Genomic DNA, 21,295 nt, shown 5'->3' with positions numbered 1-21,295 from the left:
GGTTTCTTCGCAGGTATGGGGACCCGTTGTCGTGTCTGGGCCGTCAGGTGCGGGACGGCTCCGGCGGGGCCTCGCCGAGCACGGCGGCCACAGCCTTACGGGTGCGCTCCTGGCTGGACGGCATCAGGTGCGCGTACACGCGGAGCGTCAGACCCGGATCCGAGTGGCCGAGGTACTCGGCGAGGGCCTCGATGTTCTCTCCCGCGTCCAGCAGCACCGAGGCGTAGAAGTGCCGCAGCGCGTGCATGCCGTTCTCACGCGACTCGACGTGCGGCCGGCCGCGCTCAGGCACCGGGATGACTCCGGCATCGGCCAACGCCCGCTTCCACGCCTCTTCGTTCAGCGAGGTACGCCAGACGTGACCGCCCCGGGGCCCGGTGAAGATCAGCCGCTTCGTCACCGGCGGCCCGTCCGCGACCTTCCACGGCAAGGTGATCTCGACGGGCGGGAACCGCTTCAGATGGGCCCGGAGCGCGTCCGCGACCGGACCGGGAAGCGGTACGTCCCGGGGCTTGCCGCCCTTGGGCGGGGCGAACACGGCCTTGCTGCGGCTCAGCTCGAGCTGCTGGACCACGTGCAGCGTGTCCGAGTGGTGCGCTCCACCTGGACGCCGGGGACCACGTCTGCTCCACGGTGTGTGGGTCGACGACGGCAGACGGGATGGGAGCTGGGGGCGGGTGGTCGGTTCTGCGAGTTCACCAGGTCGGCACGCCGTCGGTGGACGCCGCACCCCACAGCACCACAAACGCGTGGGCTCGCACGTCGCCGTCACCGAGTCGCCGGATACAGCCCCCGATCAGCGCGAGAAGCCGATCCGGACGGCGTGAAGCGGCTCTGCGGCATCCTCGGCCTCTCCCAGACGTACGTGGTCACCGCCGGGACCGCCTCACACACGGGCGGCTTGCGGCGCGCGGCTGCCGAGTGAGGGAAGGGCGCGCGCAGTGGGTGAGCCGGGCTCGACCGTGTAGATCACCAGTTGCTGGTCGGGGCTCTGGGGAAGTGTCACCGCTTCGACGCCGAACTCGAGCGGTCCTCCTGTCGGGTGCGTGATGTGCTTGGTGACCGATGTGCGGTCGGTGACCGTCTGGTCGTGCCACCACCGATCGACGTGGGGTTCTTGGGCACGCAGGTCTTTGATCAGCGTGGTGAGCGCACGGTCGTGCGGGTGCCGGCCGAGCTCGTAGCGCAGCGCGCCCACGGCGGCGCTCGCGTAGTCGGCCCAGTTGACGATGCGCACACGGGCGGCCTCGTCGAGCAGGAGCCACCGCGCGAAGGACGTTCCCGGTTCGAACGTCACACCCAGAGTTGCCGCGAGCAGTGCGTTGGCGGCCAGTACGTCGAAGCACCGTCCCAGCAGGAGCGTCGGCAGGTGGTCCAGTGCGGTCATCACGCGCAGGAGCCCCGGTTCCGGCTGCTGCGGGCGATCCCGGCCGCCGCGGTGGTATCCGGGGTCGGCCAGGGATCGCAGGTGTTTGCGCTCGACGTCGGTGAGGTTCAGGGCCCGCGCCAGTGCCTCGCACAGGTCGTCGCTCAACGTGCGCTGGCGCCCCTGTTCCAGACGGCTGTAGTGGTCCGGGCTGATGCCTGCCAGGCCGGCGACCTCCTCCTTGCGCAGCCCAGCCACCCGCCGGAGGCCGGGCAAGGGGTGGATCCCGGCCTGAGCGGGAGTGATCCGGTCCCGGCGGGAGCGGAGAAAGGATCCCAGAGCCGGGTTGGGCGTGGTGCGTCGGTCTGTCGCCGGGTGCGGGTGGTGCATCATTCCATTCGATCAGACCGCCGCGCGTCGTGCCTGGTCATGCGAAGACCAGGCACGGGTCGGCCTGGTTGCCGCGCGGGCGACGGACGTAGCGTCGCCGGCATGAGCACTTCGAGCACGGCGCCGGTCACCGGCTCCACCGCGGTACCGGTGCGGCGGCGGTGCGCTCTCGCCGTTGGTATCCCCGCCGAGCGTGCCGGCGCCCCTGACGAGGTCACCGCCACCGTCAGCGGGCTCGTCTCCGACGCGGCAGGCGCCGTCCACGGTGCCGAGATCCCCGTCGACGGCGGCATCGGCTCCGCCCGACCGCGCTGAGGGCCGGCGGGCCCGGGCACACGATCCGGACACCTGCCGCCCGTACCCGTCACAGCGACTGTCCGGCGAAATCCGTTCGGGATACCGCGACGCCACAACACCACCAGAAGGTCCCATGAACGACACCCTTGCCTGTCCACCCTTCGATCCCGAGCTCCAGGCCGTCCTCGACCTCCTCAAGGGACAGCTGCCGGTCGGGTTCACGGCTGAGATGATCCCGCTCGCCCGGCAGGCCGCGGGGGTCGACGCCTCCGTCGATGGTGTCCTCGCGGAAGCGGGCGTCTCGCGACGCGACGTCACGATCCCCGGGTACGAGGGGGCCGACATCGTCGTCTCGGTCCTCGCCCGGAAGGACCACACGGGCCTCGGACCGGGGATCTTCCACATACACGGCGGCGGGATGATACTCGGCGACCGGTTCCTCGGACTGCCGCAGATCCTGCCGTGGATCGTGGAGCACGACTGCGTGGCAGTGACCGTCGAGTACCGGCTCGCCCCCGAGTACCCCGACCCGTATCCGGTGGAGGACTGTTACGCCGGGCTCCGCTGGACCGCGCAGCACGCCGAGGAACTCGGGATCGACCCCGGACGGCTCATCATCGCGGGTGCGAGCGCCGGCGGGGGCCTCGCGGCCGGGACAGCACTGCTTGCGCGCGACCGGCAGGGTCCGCGTCTGGCGGGACAGGTCCTGATCTACCCGATGCTCGACGACCGCGACCGGACCGTCTCGACGGCGCAGATCGACGGCATCGGCGCCTGGGACCGGGTGAGCAACCTGACCGGCTGGACCGCCCTGCTCGGCGACCGCCGCGGCACGAGGGACGTATCCGTCTACGCCGCCCCCGCCCGGGCGACGGACCTGTCCGGCCTGCCGCCCGCCTTCATCGACTGCGGGTCCGCCGAGGTGTTCCGCGACGAAGATGTCGCCTACGCGTCGGCGCTCTGGGAGGCCGGCGTGCAGGCAGAGCTGCATGTGTGGCCCGGAGGCTTCCACGGATTCGACCTGCTGGCATCCCATACGGCGCTCGCGCAGGCCATGACCGCCACACGAAACGCGTGGGTGGCGCGCCATATCGGAACGTGACCCGCCGGGGCTGGTCCCACCGATCCGTTCCGCAGCCACACGCTCGGGATACCGCAATGCCGTCGCCATACGGCCGACAAGGCCAACATCATCAGGAGGTCCAATGTCCCCCACACCGTTGCGCGTAGGAATCATCGGGGCGAGCGCCCGGACGGGCTGGGCGCAGGTTTCGCACGTTCCGGCAATCCAGGCACTCGACGGCATCACGCTGGAAGCGGTCGCCACCCGGCGGGAGGAAAGCGCACGCGAGGCAGCGGCGGCCTTCGGAGCACGGACATGGCACACAGACCCGCTCGCCATGATCCAGGACTCCTCGGTCGACATCGTCACCGTGGCGGTCAAGGTCCCTGATCACCGCGACCTTGTTCTCGCAGCACTCGAAGCCGGCAAAGCCGTCTACTGCGAAGCGCCACTGGGAAGCTCCCCCGCCGAGACGCAGATGCTCGCGGCGGCAGCCCGGTCAGGACACGGCGTCATCGGTCTGCAGGGCCGCTACAACCCGTCGGTGCGGCGCGCAGCCCAGATCATCGCCGAGGGCCGCATCGGGCGACCGCTCAACGCCCGGGTCGTGTCGACCTCGTCCGCCTTCGGACCAGCGAGCACCTCAGCGTACGAATACTTCGAGAAGGAGGAGTCCGGCGCATCCCTGTTGACGATCACCGCTGGGCACACCCTCGACCTCGTCGAGGCACTGCTCGGTGACATCACCGAGGTGGACGCCCGCACCGAGATCCTGTGGCCCCACCCCGAACTCCTCGACACGGGTGGACAGGCGCGCCGGGAAGTACCCGACCACATCGACGTCCTGGCCCGGACCACGACAGGGGCGGTCGTGACCGCCGACGTCGTCGGCGGTGTGCCGCCCGAGGACGCGGACTTCCGGTTCGAACTGCGCGGCACCGACGGATGGCTCTCACTCACCGGCGGTTCCCTCTACGGAGTGCAGGGCGGGGACCTCAGCCTGGCCTCCAGCGTCTCCTTCCCGGCTCCCGACGAACCCGCGGCACCCGCCACCGCCGAGAGCCCCGCACTGAACGTCGCCGAACTGTACGCACATCTGGTTCGCGACCTGCGGACGGGCAGCCGGTCCGCCCCCGACTTCGCCCACGCGCGGCACAATATCGACCTGATGGCGGGCGTGTCCCAGGCCGCGAGGTCCGGGCGGCGCTGGACGTCCGCGAACAGCTGAGGACCCGTGCATCGGGAGCTCAGGCCCTTACCGGGGGCCCTTGCGGTGGGAGGCGGGCTCAACCGCACGACGCCATCGCCCCCCGACCAGCAAGAACCCAGCTCACCAAGATCCCCGGCAAGACCTGGGGCAAGAAGAAGTAACGCACCACTGACAAGCCCCCCTGTCTGCGGTTTCTCCGCGGGCAGGGGGGCTTGTTGCCGTATCTGGACCGTCCCTGGGCGTCAGGTGCGAGACGACTCCGGCTGGGCCGTGTCCAAGACAGCGGTCACAGCCCGCAGTCCACAGCCTTACGGGTGCGCTCCTGGCCGGACGGCCTCAGGTGCGCGTGCACGCGGAGCGTCAGCCCCGGGTCCGAGCGCCCCAGGTACTCGGCGGAGGCTTTGACGTCCTCTCCCGCCGACACCATGACGGTCCCGGGCGTCCAGCCCCGCAACTGGGAAGCAGCAGCGGGCTATGTCAACGGAGACGGCGAGGACGACCTGGCCGTGATCGTTCCGCGTGTTCCGGCATCCCAGAACGGGACTCCACCTGGGAGGGCAACGGTGCGTGGAGTCAGATCTGCGCGCGGTGCGTACAGCGGCGGTGCACAAGGCGTACAACCGGTCGCCCAGAAGCGGACGAAGGGGTCCCGCACCTGAAACGGGACCCTTTCGCCGCCACTTGTCGCGCCGCGCTACGCCGCACGCGTCACGCTGTACGCCGCACGCGTCACGCTGTACGCCGCACGCGTCGCGCCGTACGCGACATGCCGTGCGTCAGCCGCACTGGCAGGGGTTGCCGGACTGGCACCCGCACCCGCAGCCCGAGCCGCAGCCGCAGGAGCCGAAGAGCGGCAGGCTCTTGATGTCGGCTGGCTGCTGCGTCTCGTGGGCCCGGGTGGGGTCGGTCGTGGTGGGGGAATCGGCCATGGGTCCCTCCTCGAAGGCTTGTGCCTGCCTTCCATTGCAGACCCAGGTGGTCGGGCGCATCAACGGCGCACGGAGGCTTCCCCGCCCCTGCGCGCACTCGACGCGCCCCCTGCAAACCGACCGCCGACCGTACGCCCTGTCGCCCGACCGCTCTGCCGCTCTGCCGCCCGACCACCGGGGGCTTACGCGCCCTCGACCGGCGTCGTCGTCTGCAGTTCGTCCGCGTGTTCGCCCGTCACCAGGTAGACCACGCGCTTCGCCACCGACACCGCGTGGTCCGCGAAGCGCTCGTAGTAGCGGCCCAGCAGCGTCACGTCCACCGCCGTCTCGATGCCGTGCTTCCAGCGGTCGTCCAGGAGGTGCTGGAAGAGGGTGCGGTGGAGGAGGTCCATCGCGTCGTCGTCCTGCTCCAGCTGGAGGGCGAGGTCGACGTCCTTGGTGACGATGACCTCGGCCGCCTTGGCCATCAGGCGCTGCGCGAGCTGACCCATCTCCAGGATCGTGGCGTGCAGGTCCTGCGGGATGGCACGCTCGGGGAAGCGCAGCCGCGCCAGCTTCGCCACGTGCTGGGCGAGGTCGCCGGAGCGCTCCAGGTCGGCGGACATACGGAGGGAGGTGACGACGATCCGCAGGTCCGTGGCCACGGGCTGCTGCCGGGCCAGCAGGGCTATCGCCTTCGCCTCGAGGTCGTGCTGGAGATCGTCGACCTTCTGGTCGGCCGCGATCACGCTCTCGGCCAGTTTGAGGTCGGAGTCGAGGATCGCCGTCGTGGCGCGACCGATCGCCGACCCGACGAGCCGGGCCATCTCGACCAGGCCCTCGCCGATCGAGTCAAGTTCCTCGTGGTACGCGTCCCGCATCAGGGTGTCCCTTTCCTACGTTGCTTCGGGGGGCTCACTGGGGCTCGTGAACCCCACGCTCCCACGGTCCGGCCCGAACGCGACGGTTTACGCCCGCTCAAATGAACCATTACCGGCACCCAGGTGAACTCTGGGCGACGTCACCTCTTCCCGCTGGTGGAGAGCGCGACCGGTCCGGTCGTACGAAATGAACCAGCACGGTCTCCAGGGTGAACTCTGGGCGACGAGTGTTCGAGTCCACCCCCGGACGGCTGTGACCGGGGCGTACGGCGTGCCTAACCTGGAGCCATGGACGTGAACGCGGCGGTCGCCGCAGCGGCAGCGATCGCCGGTGTACTCACCGGCGTCATCGCCGCGCTGGCGTTCCGCTGGAGCGAGCGGGAACAAAAACGCCCCACCCGCACTTCCCTGCACACGGACCCGGTCCTTCCGCCGGGCGTCGACACGGTCCTGTCCGTGCTCCGCTCCTCCGCGGTCGTCCTCGACGAGGCCGACGCCGTGGTCAAGGCGAGCTCGGCCGCGTACGCCCTCGGGCTCGTGCGCGGCGGGAAACTGGCCGTCGAGCCGATGATCGCGATGGCCCGCGACACCCGCAGGGACGGGGAGATACGGCAGGTCGAGCTCGACCTGCCCCGGCGCGGCACCGGCCGGGGCGAGGCCCTCGCCGTGTCCGCCCGGGTGGCCCCGCTGGGCTCCCGGCTCGTCCTGCTCCTCGTGGAGGACCTCACCGAGGCCCGCCGCATCGAGGCCGTACGGCGCGACTTCGTCGCCAACGTCAGCCATGAGCTCAAGACCCCGGTCGGCGCGCTCTCCCTGCTCTCCGAGGCCGTCATGGGAGCCTCGGACGACCCCGAGGCCGTCGAGCGCTTCGCCGGGCGCATGCAGATAGAGGCGACCCGCCTCACCAACCTCGTGCAGGAGCTCATCGACCTCTCCCGGGTCCAGAACGACGACCCCCTGGAGGACGCCGAACCCGTGCGCGTCGACGAGCTGGTCGCCGAGGCGATCGACCGCTGCCGGCACCAGGCCGGCACGAAGCAGATCACCATGGCCGCCGGCGGCACCGCGGACCTGCGCCTGTGGGGCAACCGCGGCCAGCTGGCCGCCGCGCTGGGCAACCTCGTGGAGAACGCCGTCAACTACTCGCCCGCCCGCACCAGGGTCGGCATAGCCGCGCGCCGGGTGACCGCGCCCGGCGGGGACCTCGTCGAGATCGCCGTGACCGACCAGGGCATAGGCATCTCCGACAAGGACAAGGAGCGCGTCTTCGAGCGCTTCTACCGCGTCGACCCGGCCCGTTCCCGCGCCACGGGCGGTACGGGGCTGGGGCTCGCGATCGTCAAGCACGTGGCCGCCTCGCACAGCGGGGAGGTCACGGTGTGGAGTTCCGAGGGTCAGGGCTCCACCTTCACCCTGCGGCTGCCGGAGGCGGGCGCGGCCCGCAACCGCGCGGCAGGCAGCCAGACACCCGGCCTCGACGAAGACGACGAGACCGGACAGACCGACGGGACGACCACCGTCTCATCCCCGTACGAACCCTTTTCTGCCCCGGAGGTCCATCCGTGACCCGAGTGCTCGTCGTCGAGGACGAGGAGTCCTTCAGCGACGCCCTGTCCTACATGCTCCGCAAAGAGGGCTTCGAGGTCGCCATCGCGGCCACCGGACCCGACGGACTCGACGAGTTCGAGCGCAATGGCGCCGACCTCGTCCTCCTCGACCTGATGCTGCCCGGCCTGCCCGGCACCGAGGTGTGCCGCCAGCTGCGCAGCCGTTCGAACGTCCCGGTGATCATGGTCACCGCCAAGGACAGCGAGATCGACAAGGTCGTGGGGCTCGAAATAGGAGCCGACGACTACGTCACCAAGCCCTTCTCGTCGCGTGAGCTGGTCGCCCGCATCCGGGCCGTCCTGCGCCGCCGCGGCGAGCCGGAGGAGGTCACCCCGGCCGCCCTGGAGGCCGGCCCGGTCCGCATGGACGTCGACCGCCACGTGGTCACCGTCTCCGGCTCCAAGGTCGACCTCCCGCTCAAGGAGTTCGACCTCCTGGAGATGCTGCTGCGCAACGCCGGACGCGTCCTGACGCGCATGCAGCTCATCGACCGGGTGTGGGGCGCCGACTACGTCGGTGACACCAAGACGCTGGACGTCCACGTGAAGCGTCTGCGGGCGAAGATCGAGCCGGACCCGGGCGCGCCCCGCTACCTGGTCACGGTCCGCGGCCTCGGCTACAAGTTCGAGCCGTAGACGGCACGGCCGTGGGCACCACGGCCCCGCACCGGGTGCGGCGGGCGTGACGCCAGCACCGGCGGGCACGACGCCCGCGCGTGACGTGTGACGAAGGGCGGGACCCCCTCTCCGGGGTCCCGCCCTTCGTCACGCGTGGGCGTCGTGGCGTCGTGCACGGTCACACGGTTCGTCATGCGCCCGTACGAGCGCCTCAGTGACCCGCGGCCGACTCCGCCGCGTCGGCGCTGGCCGAGGCCGCGTCGGTGGGCGTGCCGCCCGCCTCGCCCGTCTCCTCGGTCTCCCCCGACGCGGACCCGGAGGGCGAGGCCGACGCCGACCCGGAGGCCTCGCCGGACTCCGGCGCGGACGGCTCGGTGCTGGGCTTCGCCGGGACCTCGGTCGGGCCCCAGTCGGAGAAGTAGTGCTCGGCCGGTACGACGAGCGGCTCCAGCTTCACGTCGCCGGTCCTGCTGAAGGTGAAGGTGACCGGCTGCGCGTCGCCGTCCTTGAACGCCTCGCGGCTGCTCTCCAGCACGGCGGAGGCGTTGTCCTTGCCGCCGAGGACCAGCGAACCGCCGGCCGGGACCGTCAGCTTGCCCGAGCCCTTCGCGGGCTTGAGGCGGACGGCCTCGCTGACGCCCTCGACCTTGACGGACTCCAGGGTCTGGGCGGTCGGGCCGTCGTTGAACAGGGTCGCGGCGATCGCGGCCGGGCCCGTCGACTCCAGGTCGGGCTGGGTGATGACGACGGCGTTCTGGATCTTGATGTCGCCGACGGTGACGGCGTCGAGGTCCGGCTTGATCTGCAGGGACTGGGCCTGGTTGCCGGCGCCGCATGCGGCGAGCGAGGCGACCGAGAACGCGATGGCGGCGGCGGCGAGGGCGCCGCGTCGAAGGCTGCTGCTCACGGCGGCGGCAACTCCTTGAACGTGGGCGAAACAGAACGGCTCCTCGTGCAAAGCCGTTCCAAGGGTCAGTCAGCGGCCTCAGGTTACCGAGCCGTTCCCGTGCCGCCGCACCCGACCCGCCCCTGAGACGTTCGGGCCGTGGCCGGACGCCGCTTCTCCGTCTCCCGTCACTCGCGTCATCCGGTGTCCGTGCATGCTCCACCGACCCGTACGCGACTCGCTCGTCCGTCTTTCACATAAGAACCTCCGGAGAACCTCCCCGGTAAGACGCCGACGCCGTCCCGCGGATTTCCCGTAAGGAATGCACGGTGATCCGGTAAATCGATCAACGGCCGATCTTCAGCTGCTCTTTGGCCATCCTTTGGCCGATCTCCGACCGCTGCGCGGCCGGGCCTCCGGTCGGCCTTCGGGGCGCGTGATCAATTCCGGATTCGCCTCGTACGTGGTGGCGATCACCGAACGGAGTAGCGGAGGAGGGGGTGATCGAAACCGACAAATACGGACGTTCGGGCGCGCGGGCCGGGTTCCGGGGTGTTGTAACGTGCGCGTTTCTCCTCGCCGGAAGAGCCGCTCCGACCTGCGAATACCGTCGTCCGCGGCCCCTCCGAAGCACGTTCCTGTTGCGATTGTCAAGCCCCGAGATATGCCCTGACCTGCGAAAACGCCATTCAGAAGACGCGGTTTCCGTGTTACCCTGGATAGCCACGGAAGGGGTACCTGTCACATGACGTTCAAGGTTGGCGACACCGTGGTCTATCCCCATCACGGGGCCGCGCTGATCGAGGCTATCGAAACTCGCCAGATCAAAGGCGTGGACAAGACCTACTTGGTGCTGAAGGTCGCCCAGGGCGACCTGACGGTGCGTGTGCCAGCGGACAATGCGGAGTTCGTCGGCGTACGTGATGTGGTCGGTCAGGAAGGGCTGGACCGGGTCTTCGAGGTGCTGCGCGCGCCGTACGCCGAGGAGCCCACCAACTGGTCCCGTCGATACAAGGCAAATCTTGAGAAGCTCGCCTCCGGCGATGTCATCAAGGTGGCGGAGGTGGTCCGTGACCTGTGGCGTCGTGAGCGTGAGCGCGGACTCTCCGCCGGTGAGAAGCGCATGCTCGCCAAGGCCCGCCAGATCCTGGTGAGCGAGCTCGCCCTCGCGGAGAACACGAACGAGGACAAGGCCGAGGCCCTGCTCGACGAGGTCCTCGCGTCCTGACGCCCGTCACGTTCCGACCATGGATCACGTTCAGATCGCGGATCGTGGGATCTGAACGCTTTCCGTGACCGGAAACGAAACGAGCGGTTCGGCGCGATGAAATGCCGTCGCGAGAAATGCCGTGGTGCCCGATGACATGTCCACTGTCGCCGGGCGCTGCGGCATGTCCGGACCCGGGGGACCCAGGACGGAGACCTGAGGGACCCGGGGCTCCGGGCACCCCCGGCCATGCCGGAAGCCGGTGCTCCGATACTCGGAGTGCCGGGCCCGGACGGCCGGCTCGACCATCTTCACGGAAGGGTCCGGTCGAAGGCGTCGCGCCCGGCACTCCCCCGGCCCGTCGGCCGGGGTACGCCCAGGCCATACCCACGTCGGCCGAGCATACAAACCTGACAGGAACCGATGTCTGACGATTCGCGCCCCACGCCTCCCGGGGCTCGCACCGCGGCCGTGATTCCGGCCGCCGGCCGGGGTGTACGCCTCGGCCCGGGCGGCCCCAAAGCGCTCCGCGCGCTGAACGGCACGCCCATGCTCATCCACGCGGTGCGGGCCATGGCCGCGTCGCGTGCCGTCTCCCTCGTCGTCGTCGTGGCTCCGCCCGACGGGGCCGCCGAGGTCAAGACGCTGCTCGACTCGCACGCGCTGCCGGAGCGGACCGAGTTCCTCGTCGTCCCCGGGGGCGACAGCCGGCAGGAGTCCGTACGGCTCGGGCTCGACGCGCTGCCGCCCGGCATCGACATCGTGCTCGTGCACGACGCGGCGCGTCCGCTCGTACCCGTCGACACGGTCGACGGCGTCATCGAGGCGGTACGGGCCGGCGCTCCCGCCGTCGTACCCGCGCTGCCGCTCACGGACACCGTCAAGCAGGTCGAGCCCACCGGGACGCCCGGGGAGCCCGAGCCGGTGGTGGCCACGCCGGAGCGGTCGCGGCTGCGCGCCGTGCAGACGCCCCAGGGCTTCGAACACGACACGCTCGTACGGGCCCACGCGACCGTCACCGACAACGTCACCGACGACGCGAGCATGGTCGAGCAGCTCGGGCTCCGGGTCGTGGTCGTGCCAGGGCACGAGGAGGCGTTCAAGGTGACCCGTCCGCTGGATCTGATTCTCGCGGAGGCCGTTCTGGCGCGGCGGAGGTTGAACGATGGGTTCTGAGACGGGTTCCGGGACGGACTCCGGGGTGCCCTCGCTGCCGCGGGTCGGGATCGGTACCGATGTCCACGCCTTCGAGGAGGGGCGGGAACTGTGGTGCGCCGGACTGAAGTGGGAGGGCGAGGGGCCCGGTCTCGCGGGGCACTCCGACGCGGACGTCGTCGCGCACGCGGCGTGCAACGCGCTGTTCTCCGCGGCCGGGCTCGGCGACCTGGGGCAGCACTTCGGCACCGGGCGGGCCGAGTGGTCCGGGGCGTCCGGGGTGACGCTGCTGGCGGAGGCCGCGCGGATCGTCCGCGCGGCCGGTTTCGCGATCGGCAACGTCGCGGTGCAGGTCGTGGGGGACCGGCCGAGGATCGGGAAGCGGCGGGCCGAGGCGGAGAAGGTGCTGTCGGAGGCCGCGGGGGCCCCGGTGTCGGTGTCCGGCGCCACGACCGACGGGCTCGGGTTCCCCGGCCGGGGCGAAGGAGTGATGGGAATCGCCACGGCACTGGTCGCACGGGTGGGCTGACACGGGTGGGCTGACACGGATCGACCGGCGCGGATGGGCCGACACGAGTGGCCGGCACGGGTCAGCCGACACGGGTGGCCGGCGAGGGTCAGCCGGTACGGATCGGTCCGGTGGAGGAGGGCGGCCGCCGGCGTCACCCCGCGGGAGCGGATGTCACGCATACGTACCGCATGCGGCGGAAAGGTCGCGGGGCACTGCCCGTCGCCCACTACCCTGGTGGGGTGACTATTCGCCTGTACGACACCAGCGCCCGGCAGATTCGCGACTTCACCCCGATCACGCCGGGTTGTGTCTCGATCTACCTGTGTGGCGCCACGGTGCAGGCGGCCCCGCACATCGGGCACATCCGGTCCGGGCTCGACTTCGACATCATGCGCCGCTGGTTCGAGTACCGCGGCTACGACGTCACGTTCGTCCGCAACGTGACGGACATCGACGACAAGATCATCAGGAAGTCCGCGGAGCAGGACAGGCCCTGGTGGGCGATCGGCTACGAGAACGAGCGCGCGTTCAACGACGGCTACACGGCACTGGGCTGCCTGCCGCCGACGTACGAGCCGCGGGCCACCGGCCACGTGACCGAGATGGTCGAGATGATGCGCGCGCTCATCGAGCGCGGTCACGCGTACGAGGCCGACGGGAACGTCTACTTCGACGTACGGTCCCTGCCCGGTTACCTCTCCCTCTCCAACCAGGACCTGGACGAGCTGCGCCAGCCCGCGGGAGAGGGCGAGACCGGCAAGCGGGACCCGCGGGACTTCGCCATGTGGAAGGCGGTCAGGCCGGGGGAGCCGTCCTGGGAGACGCCCTGGGGACGCGGCCGGCCGGGCTGGCACCTGGAGTGCAGTGCCATGGCGCACAAGTACCTGGGCTCCGCCTTCGACATCCACGGCGGCGGCATCGACCTGATCTTCCCGCACCACGAGAACGAGATCGCGCAGGCCAAGGCGTTCGGTGACGAGTTCGCGCGCTACTGGGTGCACAACTCGTGGGTGACCATGAGCGGCGAGAAGATGTCGAAGTCGCTCGGCAACTCCGTGCTCGTGAGCGAGATGGTCAAGGCGTGGCGGCCCATCGTGCTGCGCTACTACCTGGGCACCCCGCACTACCGCTCCACCATCGAGTACAGCGAGGAGGCGCTGCGCGAGGCCGAGTCGGCGTTCGCGCGGATCGAGGGCTTCGTGCAGCGCGTGGTGGAGAAGGCCGGCGGCGTGGTCGAGCCCGCGGCCGAGGTGCCGCCGGCGTTCGCCGAGGCGATGGACGACGACCTGGGCGTGCCGGGGGCCCTCGCCGTCGTGCACACCACGGTCCGCCAGGGCAACTCCGCGCTGGCCGCCGACGACAAGGAGGCGGCCGTCGCCCGGCTCGCCGAGGTCAGGGCCATGCTCGCGGTCCTCGGACTCGACCCGCTCGACCCGCACTGGGCGGGCGAGAGCGACCGGGGCGAGGACCTCCACGGAGTCGTCGACACACTCGTACGGCTGGTGCTGCAGCAGCGCGAGTCGGCCCGCGTCCGCAAGGACTGGGCCACCGCCGACGCCGTCCGCGACCAGCTCAACCAGTCCGGGCTCGTCATCGAGGACGGTCCCCAGGGGCCGCGCTGGACCCTCGGCCCGCGCTGAGCTTTCCTTGATCGATTGTGCCGTCCGGGCGTCCGGGCGGCACACTTCAGTACGTACGTCCGTTCAGCAGGGACGTACACCCGTTCACCGGAGACGGATGTCCGTCATCCGTACGCGTTCACACAGACAGGTAGGTCATGGCCGCTAACAACCGCCGCATGTCCGGCAAGAAGGGCGCGCAGGTCGGCAGTGGCGGCCAGCGGCGCCGGGGCCTCGAAGGCAAGGGCCCCACCCCGCCCGCCGAGGCGCGCAAGGGGCACAAGAAGAACCGCATCGCGGGCGCCAAGGCGAAGCAGGCCGTGCGCCGGCCCGCGCCGCGCGGCGGCCGGGGCGGCAAGGGCACCTCCGAGATGGTCGTCGGGCGCAACTCCGTCGTCGAGGCGCTGCGCGAGGGCGTGCCCGCGACGATGCTGTACGTCCAGCAGTTCATCGACAACGACGAGCGGGTGCGCGAGGCGCTCCAGCTCGCCGCGGACCGCGGCGGCATCCACCTCATGGAGGCCCCGCGCCCCGAGCTGGACCGCATGACCAACGGACTCAACCACCAGGGGCTCGTCCTCCAGGTCCCGCCGTACGAGTACGCGCATCCGGAGGACCTCGCGGCCGCCGCGTACGACGAGGGCGCGGACCCGCTGATCGTCGCGCTCGACGGGGTGACCGACCCGCGCAACCTCGGTGCCGTGGTCCGGTCCGTCTCCGCGTTCGGCGGGCACGGCGTGGTCGTGCCCGAGCGACGGGCGGCCGGGATGAGCGCCGGTGCCTGGAAGACGTCCGCCGGTGCCGCGGCCCGTACGCCGGTGGCCCGCGCGGCCAACCTCACCCGGGCCCTGGAGTCGTACAAGAAGGCCGGACTCGTGGTGGTCGGTCTCGCCGCGGACGGCGAGGCCGAGGTCGGTGACCTGGAGGCCCTCGGGGGACCCGTGGTCATCGTGGTCGGCAGTGAGGGCAAGGGGCTCTCCCGGCTGGTGGGGGAGACCTGCGACTTCCGGGTGCGGATCCCCATGCCGGGCGGCACGGAGTCGCTGAACGCGGGCGTGGCCGCGGGAGTCGTCCTGTACGAGGCTTCGCGGCGACGCGCCTGAGCGGTGGGCCGCCGGATTTGATCTTGACGGGGTCCGGACAGATCCGGCGGGTCAAGGCAGTGTCCTAAGCACTTGTCACTCGGTTAGATGAGTGTGGACACCAGAACACCCCGCACACCCACGGGGGACCACTCGTCGGGGTTCGACGACGTCCCCGCGCTGAACATGGTGAAGGTGCCGAGCGATCCGGCGCAGGTCATCGTCAACCATGCGAGCTTCCGCGTGCAGTTGGGCGCCGCGCCCAGGGCCCGGGCGCCGCTCGCCGGCCGGCGCCTGGGTTCCGGCGACGACACCGCGCGCGTCCCCGTCGTCGGCACCACCGGGGGCACCCGCCGTCACGCGCCCGTCGTCTGGAGCGGGAGGTCCGCCCCCGACGACACCGGCGCCACCCGGCTGCTGCAGGCCGCGCGGAACACGAGCCTCCGGCACGGCGCCGACGACCCGCTGGGCCAAGGCGGTTCGACCCAGGTCATCCCGCGCATCGACAGCGTCGACGGTCCGGGGTTCGACGTCGACGCCACCGTCGAGTCCCCCGCCGTCAGCGGCCCCGGGACCCGCATCCTGCCGCAGCAGATGCGCAGCGCGGGCAGCGCGTACGAGGAGATCGACGAACGCCCGTACGGGGACGGCGACTTCGAGGACGACTCCTACGGCGACGGGTACCGGGACGGCGACGGGTACCGGGACGGCGACGGCGGGGCGCACAAGCGGCACGGCGCCGCCCCCGTCCGGCACGGGTACTACCCCGGCCGCCGCATGAACCTCGGCGTCGTCCTGCTCCCGCTGCGCGTCTTCCTCGGCTTCATCTCCATCTACGCGGGCATGGGCAAGCTCTGCGACCCCGTCTACTTCGACGGCGGCAAGCGCGGCTCCATGGTCCAGTGGCTCAACTCGCTGCACCCCTGGGAACTCGCCGAACCACTGCGCGAGTTCGCGCTCCAGCACCCCATCGGCGCCGGACTCCTCATCGCCTTCTTCCAGGTGATCGTCGGCGTCCTCACCGTCTTCGGACTGTGGCAGCGGGTCGCGGCGGTCGTCGGCGCCCTGCTGTCGGCGGCGCTGCTGCTCACCGTCAGCTGGAAGTCCGTCCCCGTCTACGACGCGCCCGACATCATCTACCTGGCCGCCTGGTCCCCGCTGATCATCGCGGGAGCCCCCGTCTACTCGGTCGACGGCCGCCTCGCGGGCGAGGCCTGGCGCACGCTCGGGCCGCGTACCGGGATCTGGGAGCTGCGCCGACGCGTACTGCGGCGCGGCGCCCTCGTCGCGGCCGTCGTCGTCGGCCTCACGCTGCTCGTCGGATCGGTGCTCGGCGGTGCCGTCCGCGATTCCGACCGCGTGGTCGTCCCCGGTCCGGGCGAGGCCCCGCGCAACGAACTGCCCGGCTCCCCGCTCCCGCAGGAGCCCGGCGCGCGCCGCGACGAGCGGAGCCCGGCGGCGTCCGACCGGCCCACCCGCGATGCGACGTCGGCGAGTCCCTCGCAGACCGCGACCTCACCCGGTGCGCCGGTCCGCGAGACGGCCGGTACGGGTGCGGACCGGCCCAGCCAGACCCAGGGCTACGACCCGGCACCGCCGCAGCAGCCGGCCGCGCCGCAGCAGCAGGCGCCCAGCTCCACCACGGGCACGGGACCGTCCTCCACCGGCGGCGGCACCACGAGCGGCGGCACCGGCTCGGGCGGCGGCACCAGCGGCACCGGCGGCGGTACGGGCTCGGGCGCCGCCACGGGAGGCTCCGGCAGCTCCGGTGGTTCCGGAGGGTCCTCCGGCGGCTCCTCCGGGCTCGTGGGCGGTCTGCTGCGCTGAGACAGCCGTACGACGGCGACGGGCCCCGCACCTGACCTCGGGTGCGGGGCCCATCGGTGTGTGCGTGGGACGGGGAGGGGCGGGGCTGGGCGCGGGTGTCAGCGGCCCAGTGCCGCCAGCTCCTTGGCCGCCTCCGTGAGGTCCTTCGCGGTGTCGATGGCGCGCCAGTAGGCGCCCTGCGGGATCGGGTAGCCGGCCAGGCGGCGCTCGCGGGCCAGGCGCGGGAACGTGGAGCGCTCGTGGTCACCGAGGGCCGGCAGCAGGTCGGTGAACTCGGGGGAGAAGACGTACACGCCCGCGTTGATGCCGTACGCGGTCGGCGGGGACTCGATGAAGTCCGTGATGTGGCCGAAGTCGTCGGTCTCGACGGCGCCCCACGGGATGCGGGGGCGGGCCAGCGCGAGGGTGGCCACCGCGTCGCGCTCGGTGTGGAAGTCCGCCATCTCGCGCAGCGAGAAGCGGGTCCAGATGTCGCCGTTCGTCGCGTACCAGGGGTGGTCGGGGTGGGGCAGGTGCTTGGCGGCGTACTTGAGGCCGCCGCCGCGGCCCAGGGGCTCCGACTCGACCACGGTGGTCACGGAGACCGGCAGGTCGGCCGACTCCAGCCACTCCTGGAGGACCTCGGCGAGATGACCACAGGACACGACGACGTCGGTGACGCCCTCCTCGGCGAGCCAGGCCAGTTGGTGGCCGATGATCGGGGTCCCGGTGCCGGGGATCTCGACCATCGGCTTGGGACGGTCGTCGGTGTAGGGACGCAGCCGGGAGCCCTGGCCGCCGGCCAGGACGACGGCTTGAACGGGGCGCGACGCGGCGTTCGGATCGGTCATGCCCGAACTTTACGTCGCGCTCCGCCGGGTCGACCTTCGGGGTTTGTGCGGGGTGCGGCAGATGCGGCAGATGCGGCAGATGCAACGGGTGCGGCGGGTCCGGCGGGTGCGGATCCGCGGGCGGGCTCAGCTGTTCTGGGCCGCCACGCCCGTCGCGAAGGATGTGTCGCAGACCGGGCGGGCGTACGACTGGGCCCGGGTCGGTCCGTACGCGAGAACCGCCGCGCGGCCCAGGGCACGGGCGATGGAGGCGCAGTGCCGGCCGAGGGACGGACGGTCGTTCACGGCCTCCTGGAGGTGGGTGAGGGCGGCTCCCGGGCTCTTCTCCTGGAGCTCCAGCAGGAGCTGGTCGCGCAGCACGTCCTGCGGAGCGCGGGACGAGGCGCGCCGGGAGACGTCCTCGGAGGATGCGGCGAGGGCCGACGTGGAGTCGTCCCCCGACCAGCTGACCCGGGTGACCGCGAGCGTCCCGGAGAGCACCAGGACGACGGGCAGAACGAGGGCGAGGGTGCGGCCGATCCGGCGGGCCGGGCCGCGGCCGTGTCGCGTCGAGTGGTTAGTGGAGTGCTTCACGCGAGAGAGGGTAGCGCGGGGTGATGATTTGGCGACATTTAGTAATCAGTTCGGGGGACGGGATTGGGCTGGCTTTCGAGTTGGGTGTTGACGAACGGCTGTCGAAATGACCGGTCTGACGGGATATTTATCGACAACGGAGATCGACAACGGAGAAGGCCCCGCAGTGATCTGCGGGGCCTTCTCCTGCCGACTCGGGTGCCGGCCCGGGTGAATCCTTCGGCCGGCGGGCCGGGGTCAGTCGGTGAGGCGCTCGCCCGTGGAGGTCGAGAACACGTGGGTCTCGCCCGCGCGCGGCACGACGTGCAGCGTCGCGCCCTTCTCCGGGACCGCGCGGCCGCTGACGCGGACGACCAGGTCCTTGAGCTCCTCGCCGACCTTGGCGCTGCCGTAGACGTAACCGTCGGCGCCGAGCTCCTCGACGACGTTCACGGTGACGGCGAGGCCGGCCGGAGCGTCCGCGGCCTCCTTCGACAGGGTCGCCGAGGCGACGCCGCCCTGCTCGACGATGTCGAAGTGCTCGGGGCGGACACCGACCGTGACCGTGCGGTCGCCCTTGTCCGAGGCGGCCTTGATGGCCTCGCGGTTGACGGGCACCACACTGTTGCCGAACTTCACGCCGCCGTCGGTGATCGGGACCTCGACGAGGTTCATCGCCGGGGAACCGATGAAGCCGGCCACGAAGAGGTTCGCCGGGCGGTCGTACATGTTGCGCGGCGAGTCGACCTGCTGGAGCAGACCGTCCTTGAGGACCGCCACGCGGTCGCCCATCGTCATGGCCTCGACCTGGTCGTGGGTGACGTACACCGTGGTGATGCCGAGACGGCGCTGCAGCGACGCGATCTGCGTACGGGTCGAGACGCGGAGCTTGGCGTCGAGGTTCGACAGCGGCTCGTCCATGAGGAACACCTGGGGCTCGCGCACGATGGCGCGGCCCATGGCGACACGCTGGCGCTGACCGCCGGAGAGGGCCTTCGGCTTGCGGCCCAGGTACTCGGTGAGGTCGAGGATCTTCGCCGCGTCCTCGACCTTCTGGCGGATCTCGGCCTTGTTGACGCCGGCGATCTTGAGCGCGAAGCCCATGTTGTCCGCGACCGTCATGTGCGGGTACAGCGCGTAGTTCTGGAACACCATGGCGATGTCCCGGTCCTTGGGCGGCAGGTGCGTGACGTCGCGGTCACCGATGTGGATGGAACCGCCGTTGACGTCCTCGAGACCCGCGAGCATGCGCAGGGAGGTGGACTTTCCGCAGCCGGAGGGACCGACGAGGACGAGGAACTCGCCGTCCGCGACGTCGAGTTCGAGCTGGTCGACGGCGGGCTTGTCGCCACCCGGGTAGATGCGGGTCGCCTTGTTGAACGAGACAGTGGCCATGATGAGGGCCCCCTTCACCGGCAGGAACGTGCCGGACGATCCGTTGTAAAGGTGGTGTGCCACCACGGAACGTTCCGTAGTGGTGTAGTCCACACGGGTGGACTGGATCGAGACGCTACCCTGCGTTCACCGCCCTGTCAGTAGGCAGGAAGGTGTGAACTTTGACTAAATTTCGATCCTGGAAGAGCAGATCACTTTTGACCTTGCCGAGGCTTCCTGCTTCACAGTCGCTGCCGGCGGACAACGAGTCACCCCTTTGTCACGCACGGTCTCACGCAGACTCCACAGGCATTCCGGCCGACGGCCCGCCGGTCCGTACCGCACACCGGCCCGGTCACGCGGCCGGCAGACACCTCTCCAACTCCGAAGCCTTGATCACAACCGGAGCCCGGCTGCCCGGAGGTAGCGCGGACGCCACCAGCCAGTACAGGCGCATCCCCTCGTCCCGCAGATTGACCGCCGCGTTCACATCCCGGTCGTGCACCACACCGCACTCGGCGCACGTCCACTCCCGGACCGAGACATCCAGCCTCGGGCCCTTCGCATGACACGCCGAGCACCGCCGGGTGGAGGGGAAGAACCGGTCGACGACGACCAGCGTCCGGCCGTACCACCCGCACTTGTACCGAAGTTGTCGGAGCAGTTCTCCCCACCCGGCGTCGATGATCGCCCGGCTCAGCGCCGCCTTGCGCCGACGGCCCCTCCCGCGAGCCGGACGCAACAGGGTCACGATGGACAGGTCCTCCACCACGAGCACTTGGTTCTCGCGCACGAGGCGGGTCGTGAACTGGTCCAGCATGTCCTTGCGTACGTCACCGATGAGCGCGTACAGGCGTGCAATCCGCTGCCTGGCCCTGTCCCGGTTCCCGGACCCCTTCACCTTCCTGTGCAGCTCCCGCTGCAACCGCGCCAACTTCTCCGCGTACCGCTTCAGTAGCCGTGGATGGTCCAGTTTCGTACCGTCGTCGAGCGTCACCAGGGACGCCAGCCCCAAGTCCAGCCCGACCGCCTTCGGCTCCCGCGAACCCGGCAGGAAGAGCGCGGGCAGCACTCGCACACGCTCCTCCACCAGCACGGACACGAAATACCGACCCGCCCGGTCCCGTGTCACCGACAACCGGACCGGAACCGCCCCCGCGGGAAGCGCCCGGGACCAGCGGACGTCCAACGGCCCGGACTGCTTGGCGAGCGTGATCAGACCCGTCCCTGGCCGCACGGGGTCCTCGACCCACCTGAACCCCGTGCGCACATACGTCACCGCATCCCGCGAGCGCTGCTTCCTCCTCCGCTGCGGATACTTCGCCGCCCCGCTGAAGAACCGCGTGAACGCCTGGTCGAGATGGCGCAGGGCCTGCTGCAGCACCGTCGCGGACACCTCCTTGAGCCACGCCCTCTCCCCGGTCCGCTTCCAGCCCGTCAGCGCTCGGCACGTCTCCGCGAAACCGACTCTCACCCGGTGCTGCTCCCAAGCCTCCGACCGCAGGGCCAGCCCTTCGTTGTAGACCCACCGACAGGCACCGAACGTCCTGCCCAACTGCTCGGCCTGCGCCCCGGTCGGATAGAACCGGAACCGGTAGACACGGTGCTGGGTGCCCGTTTCCTTGGCGTGACTCCTCAGCGGAGTCGCCGTGCGGCCCTCGTGCTTGCGGCGGCCCTCGATGCCGAACGCCTCGCGCTTGACGCGCTCGGCCCGGACGCCCTTCACCGCCTTCGGCTTCTTCGCCACGTCCTCCACGAGCCCCCCCTCGCGATCCGATCTTCGGAACAGCACGTCAGTCCGTTCAACGAACGGGTGCGCGGGTGGTTACGTGCGGATTTCGCGGTCCGCTGTCAGGGCAACTGCGTGGATCGGAGCGAGGCGGTCTGTGTACAGTGGAGCCGCTTTCGCGTG

At 70.7% G+C, this 21,295-nt stretch carries 19 protein-coding genes and 2 pseudogenes; 11 read left to right on the top strand and 10 right to left on the bottom strand.

Translation table 11 applies throughout. The annotated features are described in order from the left end of the window. Positions 1-43: 43 nt before the first annotated feature. Both KM933_RS03505 and KM933_RS03500 read right to left on the bottom strand, forming a co-directional pair. Positions 44-589, bottom strand: a pseudogene (locus tag KM933_RS03505) (tyrosine-type recombinase/integrase); the annotation flags it as partial. Between the two features lie 297 nt (positions 590-886). Continuing rightward, positions 887-1,756 (bottom strand): helix-turn-helix transcriptional regulator, encoded by an 870-nt coding sequence (locus tag KM933_RS03500; RefSeq protein WP_221348378.1) that lies wholly within the window; start codon positions 1,754-1,756, stop codon positions 887-889. Between the two features lie 102 nt (positions 1,757-1,858). Here KM933_RS03500 and KM933_RS03495 point away from each other — a divergent pair, with 102 nt between their 5' ends. From KM933_RS03495 to KM933_RS03485, 3 genes are all read left to right on the top strand, one after another. Next, positions 1,859-2,071, top strand: coding sequence for an SDR family oxidoreductase (locus tag KM933_RS03495; RefSeq protein WP_221348268.1), 213 nt, complete (start codon positions 1,859-1,861; stop codon positions 2,069-2,071). A 115-nt stretch (positions 2,072-2,186) separates the two neighbouring features. Continuing rightward, positions 2,187-3,155, top strand: a complete 969-nt coding sequence (locus tag KM933_RS03490; protein ID WP_221348267.1) for an alpha/beta hydrolase — start codon at positions 2,187-2,189, stop codon at positions 3,153-3,155. A gap of 103 nt (positions 3,156-3,258) precedes the next feature. After that, the gene (locus tag KM933_RS03485) at positions 3,259-4,344 is read left to right on the top strand and encodes a Gfo/Idh/MocA family protein (RefSeq protein ID WP_221348266.1); all 1,086 of its coding nucleotides are present in this window, start codon (positions 3,259-3,261) and stop codon (positions 4,342-4,344) included. Positions 4,345-4,568: 224 nt separating this feature from the next. On the opposite strand, the pseudogene KM933_RS38945 reads toward KM933_RS03485, so the two are convergent. From KM933_RS38945 to phoU, 3 genes and pseudogenes are all read right to left on the bottom strand, one after another. Then, a pseudogene (locus KM933_RS38945) lies at positions 4,569-4,759 on the bottom strand (hypothetical protein); the annotation flags it as partial. A 343-nt stretch (positions 4,760-5,102) separates the two neighbouring features. Beyond that, complete coding sequence (locus tag KM933_RS03480; RefSeq protein ID WP_221348265.1) at positions 5,103-5,255, bottom strand: hypothetical protein; 153 nt, start codon at positions 5,253-5,255, stop codon at positions 5,103-5,105. Positions 5,256-5,437: 182 nt separating this feature from the next. Beyond that, positions 5,438-6,115: a phosphate signaling complex protein PhoU gene (gene phoU, locus KM933_RS03475; RefSeq protein WP_221348264.1), complete on the bottom strand. Its 678-nt coding sequence runs from the start codon at positions 6,113-6,115 to the stop codon at positions 5,438-5,440. A gap of 288 nt (positions 6,116-6,403) precedes the next feature. On the opposite strand from phoU, the gene phoR reads away from it, so the two are divergent. Next, positions 6,404-7,681 (top strand): two-component system sensor histidine kinase PhoR, encoded by a 1,278-nt coding sequence (gene phoR / locus KM933_RS03470; RefSeq protein ID WP_221348263.1) that lies wholly within the window; start codon positions 6,404-6,406, stop codon positions 7,679-7,681. Between the two features lie 5 nt (positions 7,682-7,686). Then, the gene (phoP, locus tag KM933_RS03465; protein ID WP_488269380.1) at positions 7,687-8,358 is read left to right on the top strand and encodes a two-component system response regulator PhoP; all 672 of its coding nucleotides are present in this window, start codon (positions 7,687-7,689) and stop codon (positions 8,356-8,358) included. 193 nt (positions 8,359-8,551) lie between these two features. Here the strand turns inward: phoP and KM933_RS03460 are convergent, their stop codons facing one another. Further along, entirely contained in the window at positions 8,552-9,247 is a 696-nt protein-coding gene (locus tag KM933_RS03460; RefSeq protein ID WP_221348262.1) for a copper chaperone PCu(A)C domain-containing protein, read from the bottom strand. 724 nt (positions 9,248-9,971) lie between these two features. Here KM933_RS03460 and KM933_RS03455 point away from each other — a divergent pair. The 6 genes from KM933_RS03455 to KM933_RS03430 all read left to right on the top strand — a co-directional run bounded on the left by KM933_RS03455 (position 9,972) and on the right by KM933_RS03430 (position 16,627). Then, positions 9,972-10,454: a CarD family transcriptional regulator gene (locus tag KM933_RS03455; protein WP_006380568.1), complete on the top strand. Its 483-nt coding sequence runs from the start codon at positions 9,972-9,974 to the stop codon at positions 10,452-10,454. Between the two features lie 402 nt (positions 10,455-10,856). After that, positions 10,857-11,609, top strand: a complete 753-nt coding sequence (gene ispD, locus KM933_RS03450; protein WP_221348261.1) for a 2-C-methyl-D-erythritol 4-phosphate cytidylyltransferase — start codon at positions 10,857-10,859, stop codon at positions 11,607-11,609. Beyond that, on the top strand, positions 11,599-12,117 hold the full coding sequence (ispF, locus tag KM933_RS03445; protein ID WP_221348260.1) for a 2-C-methyl-D-erythritol 2,4-cyclodiphosphate synthase: 519 nt from the start codon (positions 11,599-11,601) through the stop codon (positions 12,115-12,117). Before ispD ends, ispF begins: the two co-directional genes overlap by 11 nt. Positions 12,118-12,338: 221 nt before the next feature. Next, positions 12,339-13,739, top strand: coding sequence for a cysteine--tRNA ligase (gene cysS, locus KM933_RS03440; protein ID WP_221348259.1), 1,401 nt, complete (start codon positions 12,339-12,341; stop codon positions 13,737-13,739). Positions 13,740-13,876: 137 nt separating this feature from the next. After that, a complete protein-coding gene (rlmB, locus tag KM933_RS03435; RefSeq protein WP_221348258.1) occupies positions 13,877-14,821 on the top strand; it encodes a 23S rRNA (guanosine(2251)-2'-O)-methyltransferase RlmB in 945 nt (314 codons plus the stop codon). Positions 14,822-14,908: 87 nt separating this feature from the next. Beyond that, the gene (locus KM933_RS03430; RefSeq protein WP_260332980.1) at positions 14,909-16,627 is read left to right on the top strand and encodes a DoxX family protein; all 1,719 of its coding nucleotides are present in this window, start codon (positions 14,909-14,911) and stop codon (positions 16,625-16,627) included. 98 nt (positions 16,628-16,725) lie between these two features. Here the strand turns inward: KM933_RS03430 and KM933_RS03425 are convergent, their stop codons facing one another. The 4 genes from KM933_RS03425 to KM933_RS03410 all read right to left on the bottom strand — a co-directional run bounded on the left by KM933_RS03425 (position 16,726) and on the right by KM933_RS03410 (position 21,139). Continuing rightward, entirely contained in the window at positions 16,726-17,457 is a 732-nt protein-coding gene (locus KM933_RS03425; protein WP_221348257.1) for a nucleotidyltransferase family protein, read from the bottom strand. A gap of 126 nt (positions 17,458-17,583) precedes the next feature. After that, complete coding sequence (locus KM933_RS03420) at positions 17,584-18,030, bottom strand: hypothetical protein (protein WP_221348256.1); 447 nt, start codon at positions 18,028-18,030, stop codon at positions 17,584-17,586. Between the two features lie 237 nt (positions 18,031-18,267). Then, positions 18,268-19,404, bottom strand: coding sequence for an ABC transporter ATP-binding protein (locus tag KM933_RS03415; RefSeq protein ID WP_221348255.1), 1,137 nt, complete (start codon positions 19,402-19,404; stop codon positions 18,268-18,270). Between the two features lie 334 nt (positions 19,405-19,738). Beyond that, positions 19,739-21,139, bottom strand: coding sequence for an RNA-guided endonuclease InsQ/TnpB family protein (locus tag KM933_RS03410; RefSeq protein WP_221348254.1), 1,401 nt, complete (start codon positions 21,137-21,139; stop codon positions 19,739-19,741). Positions 21,140-21,295 lie beyond the last annotated feature (156 nt).

The organism is Streptomyces beigongshangae (genome assembly GCF_019710745.1).
GTDB lineage: Bacteria > Actinomycetota > Actinomycetes > Streptomycetales > Streptomycetaceae > Streptomyces > Streptomyces beigongshangae.
This window is presented reverse-complemented; position numbering and strand designations above follow the sequence as displayed.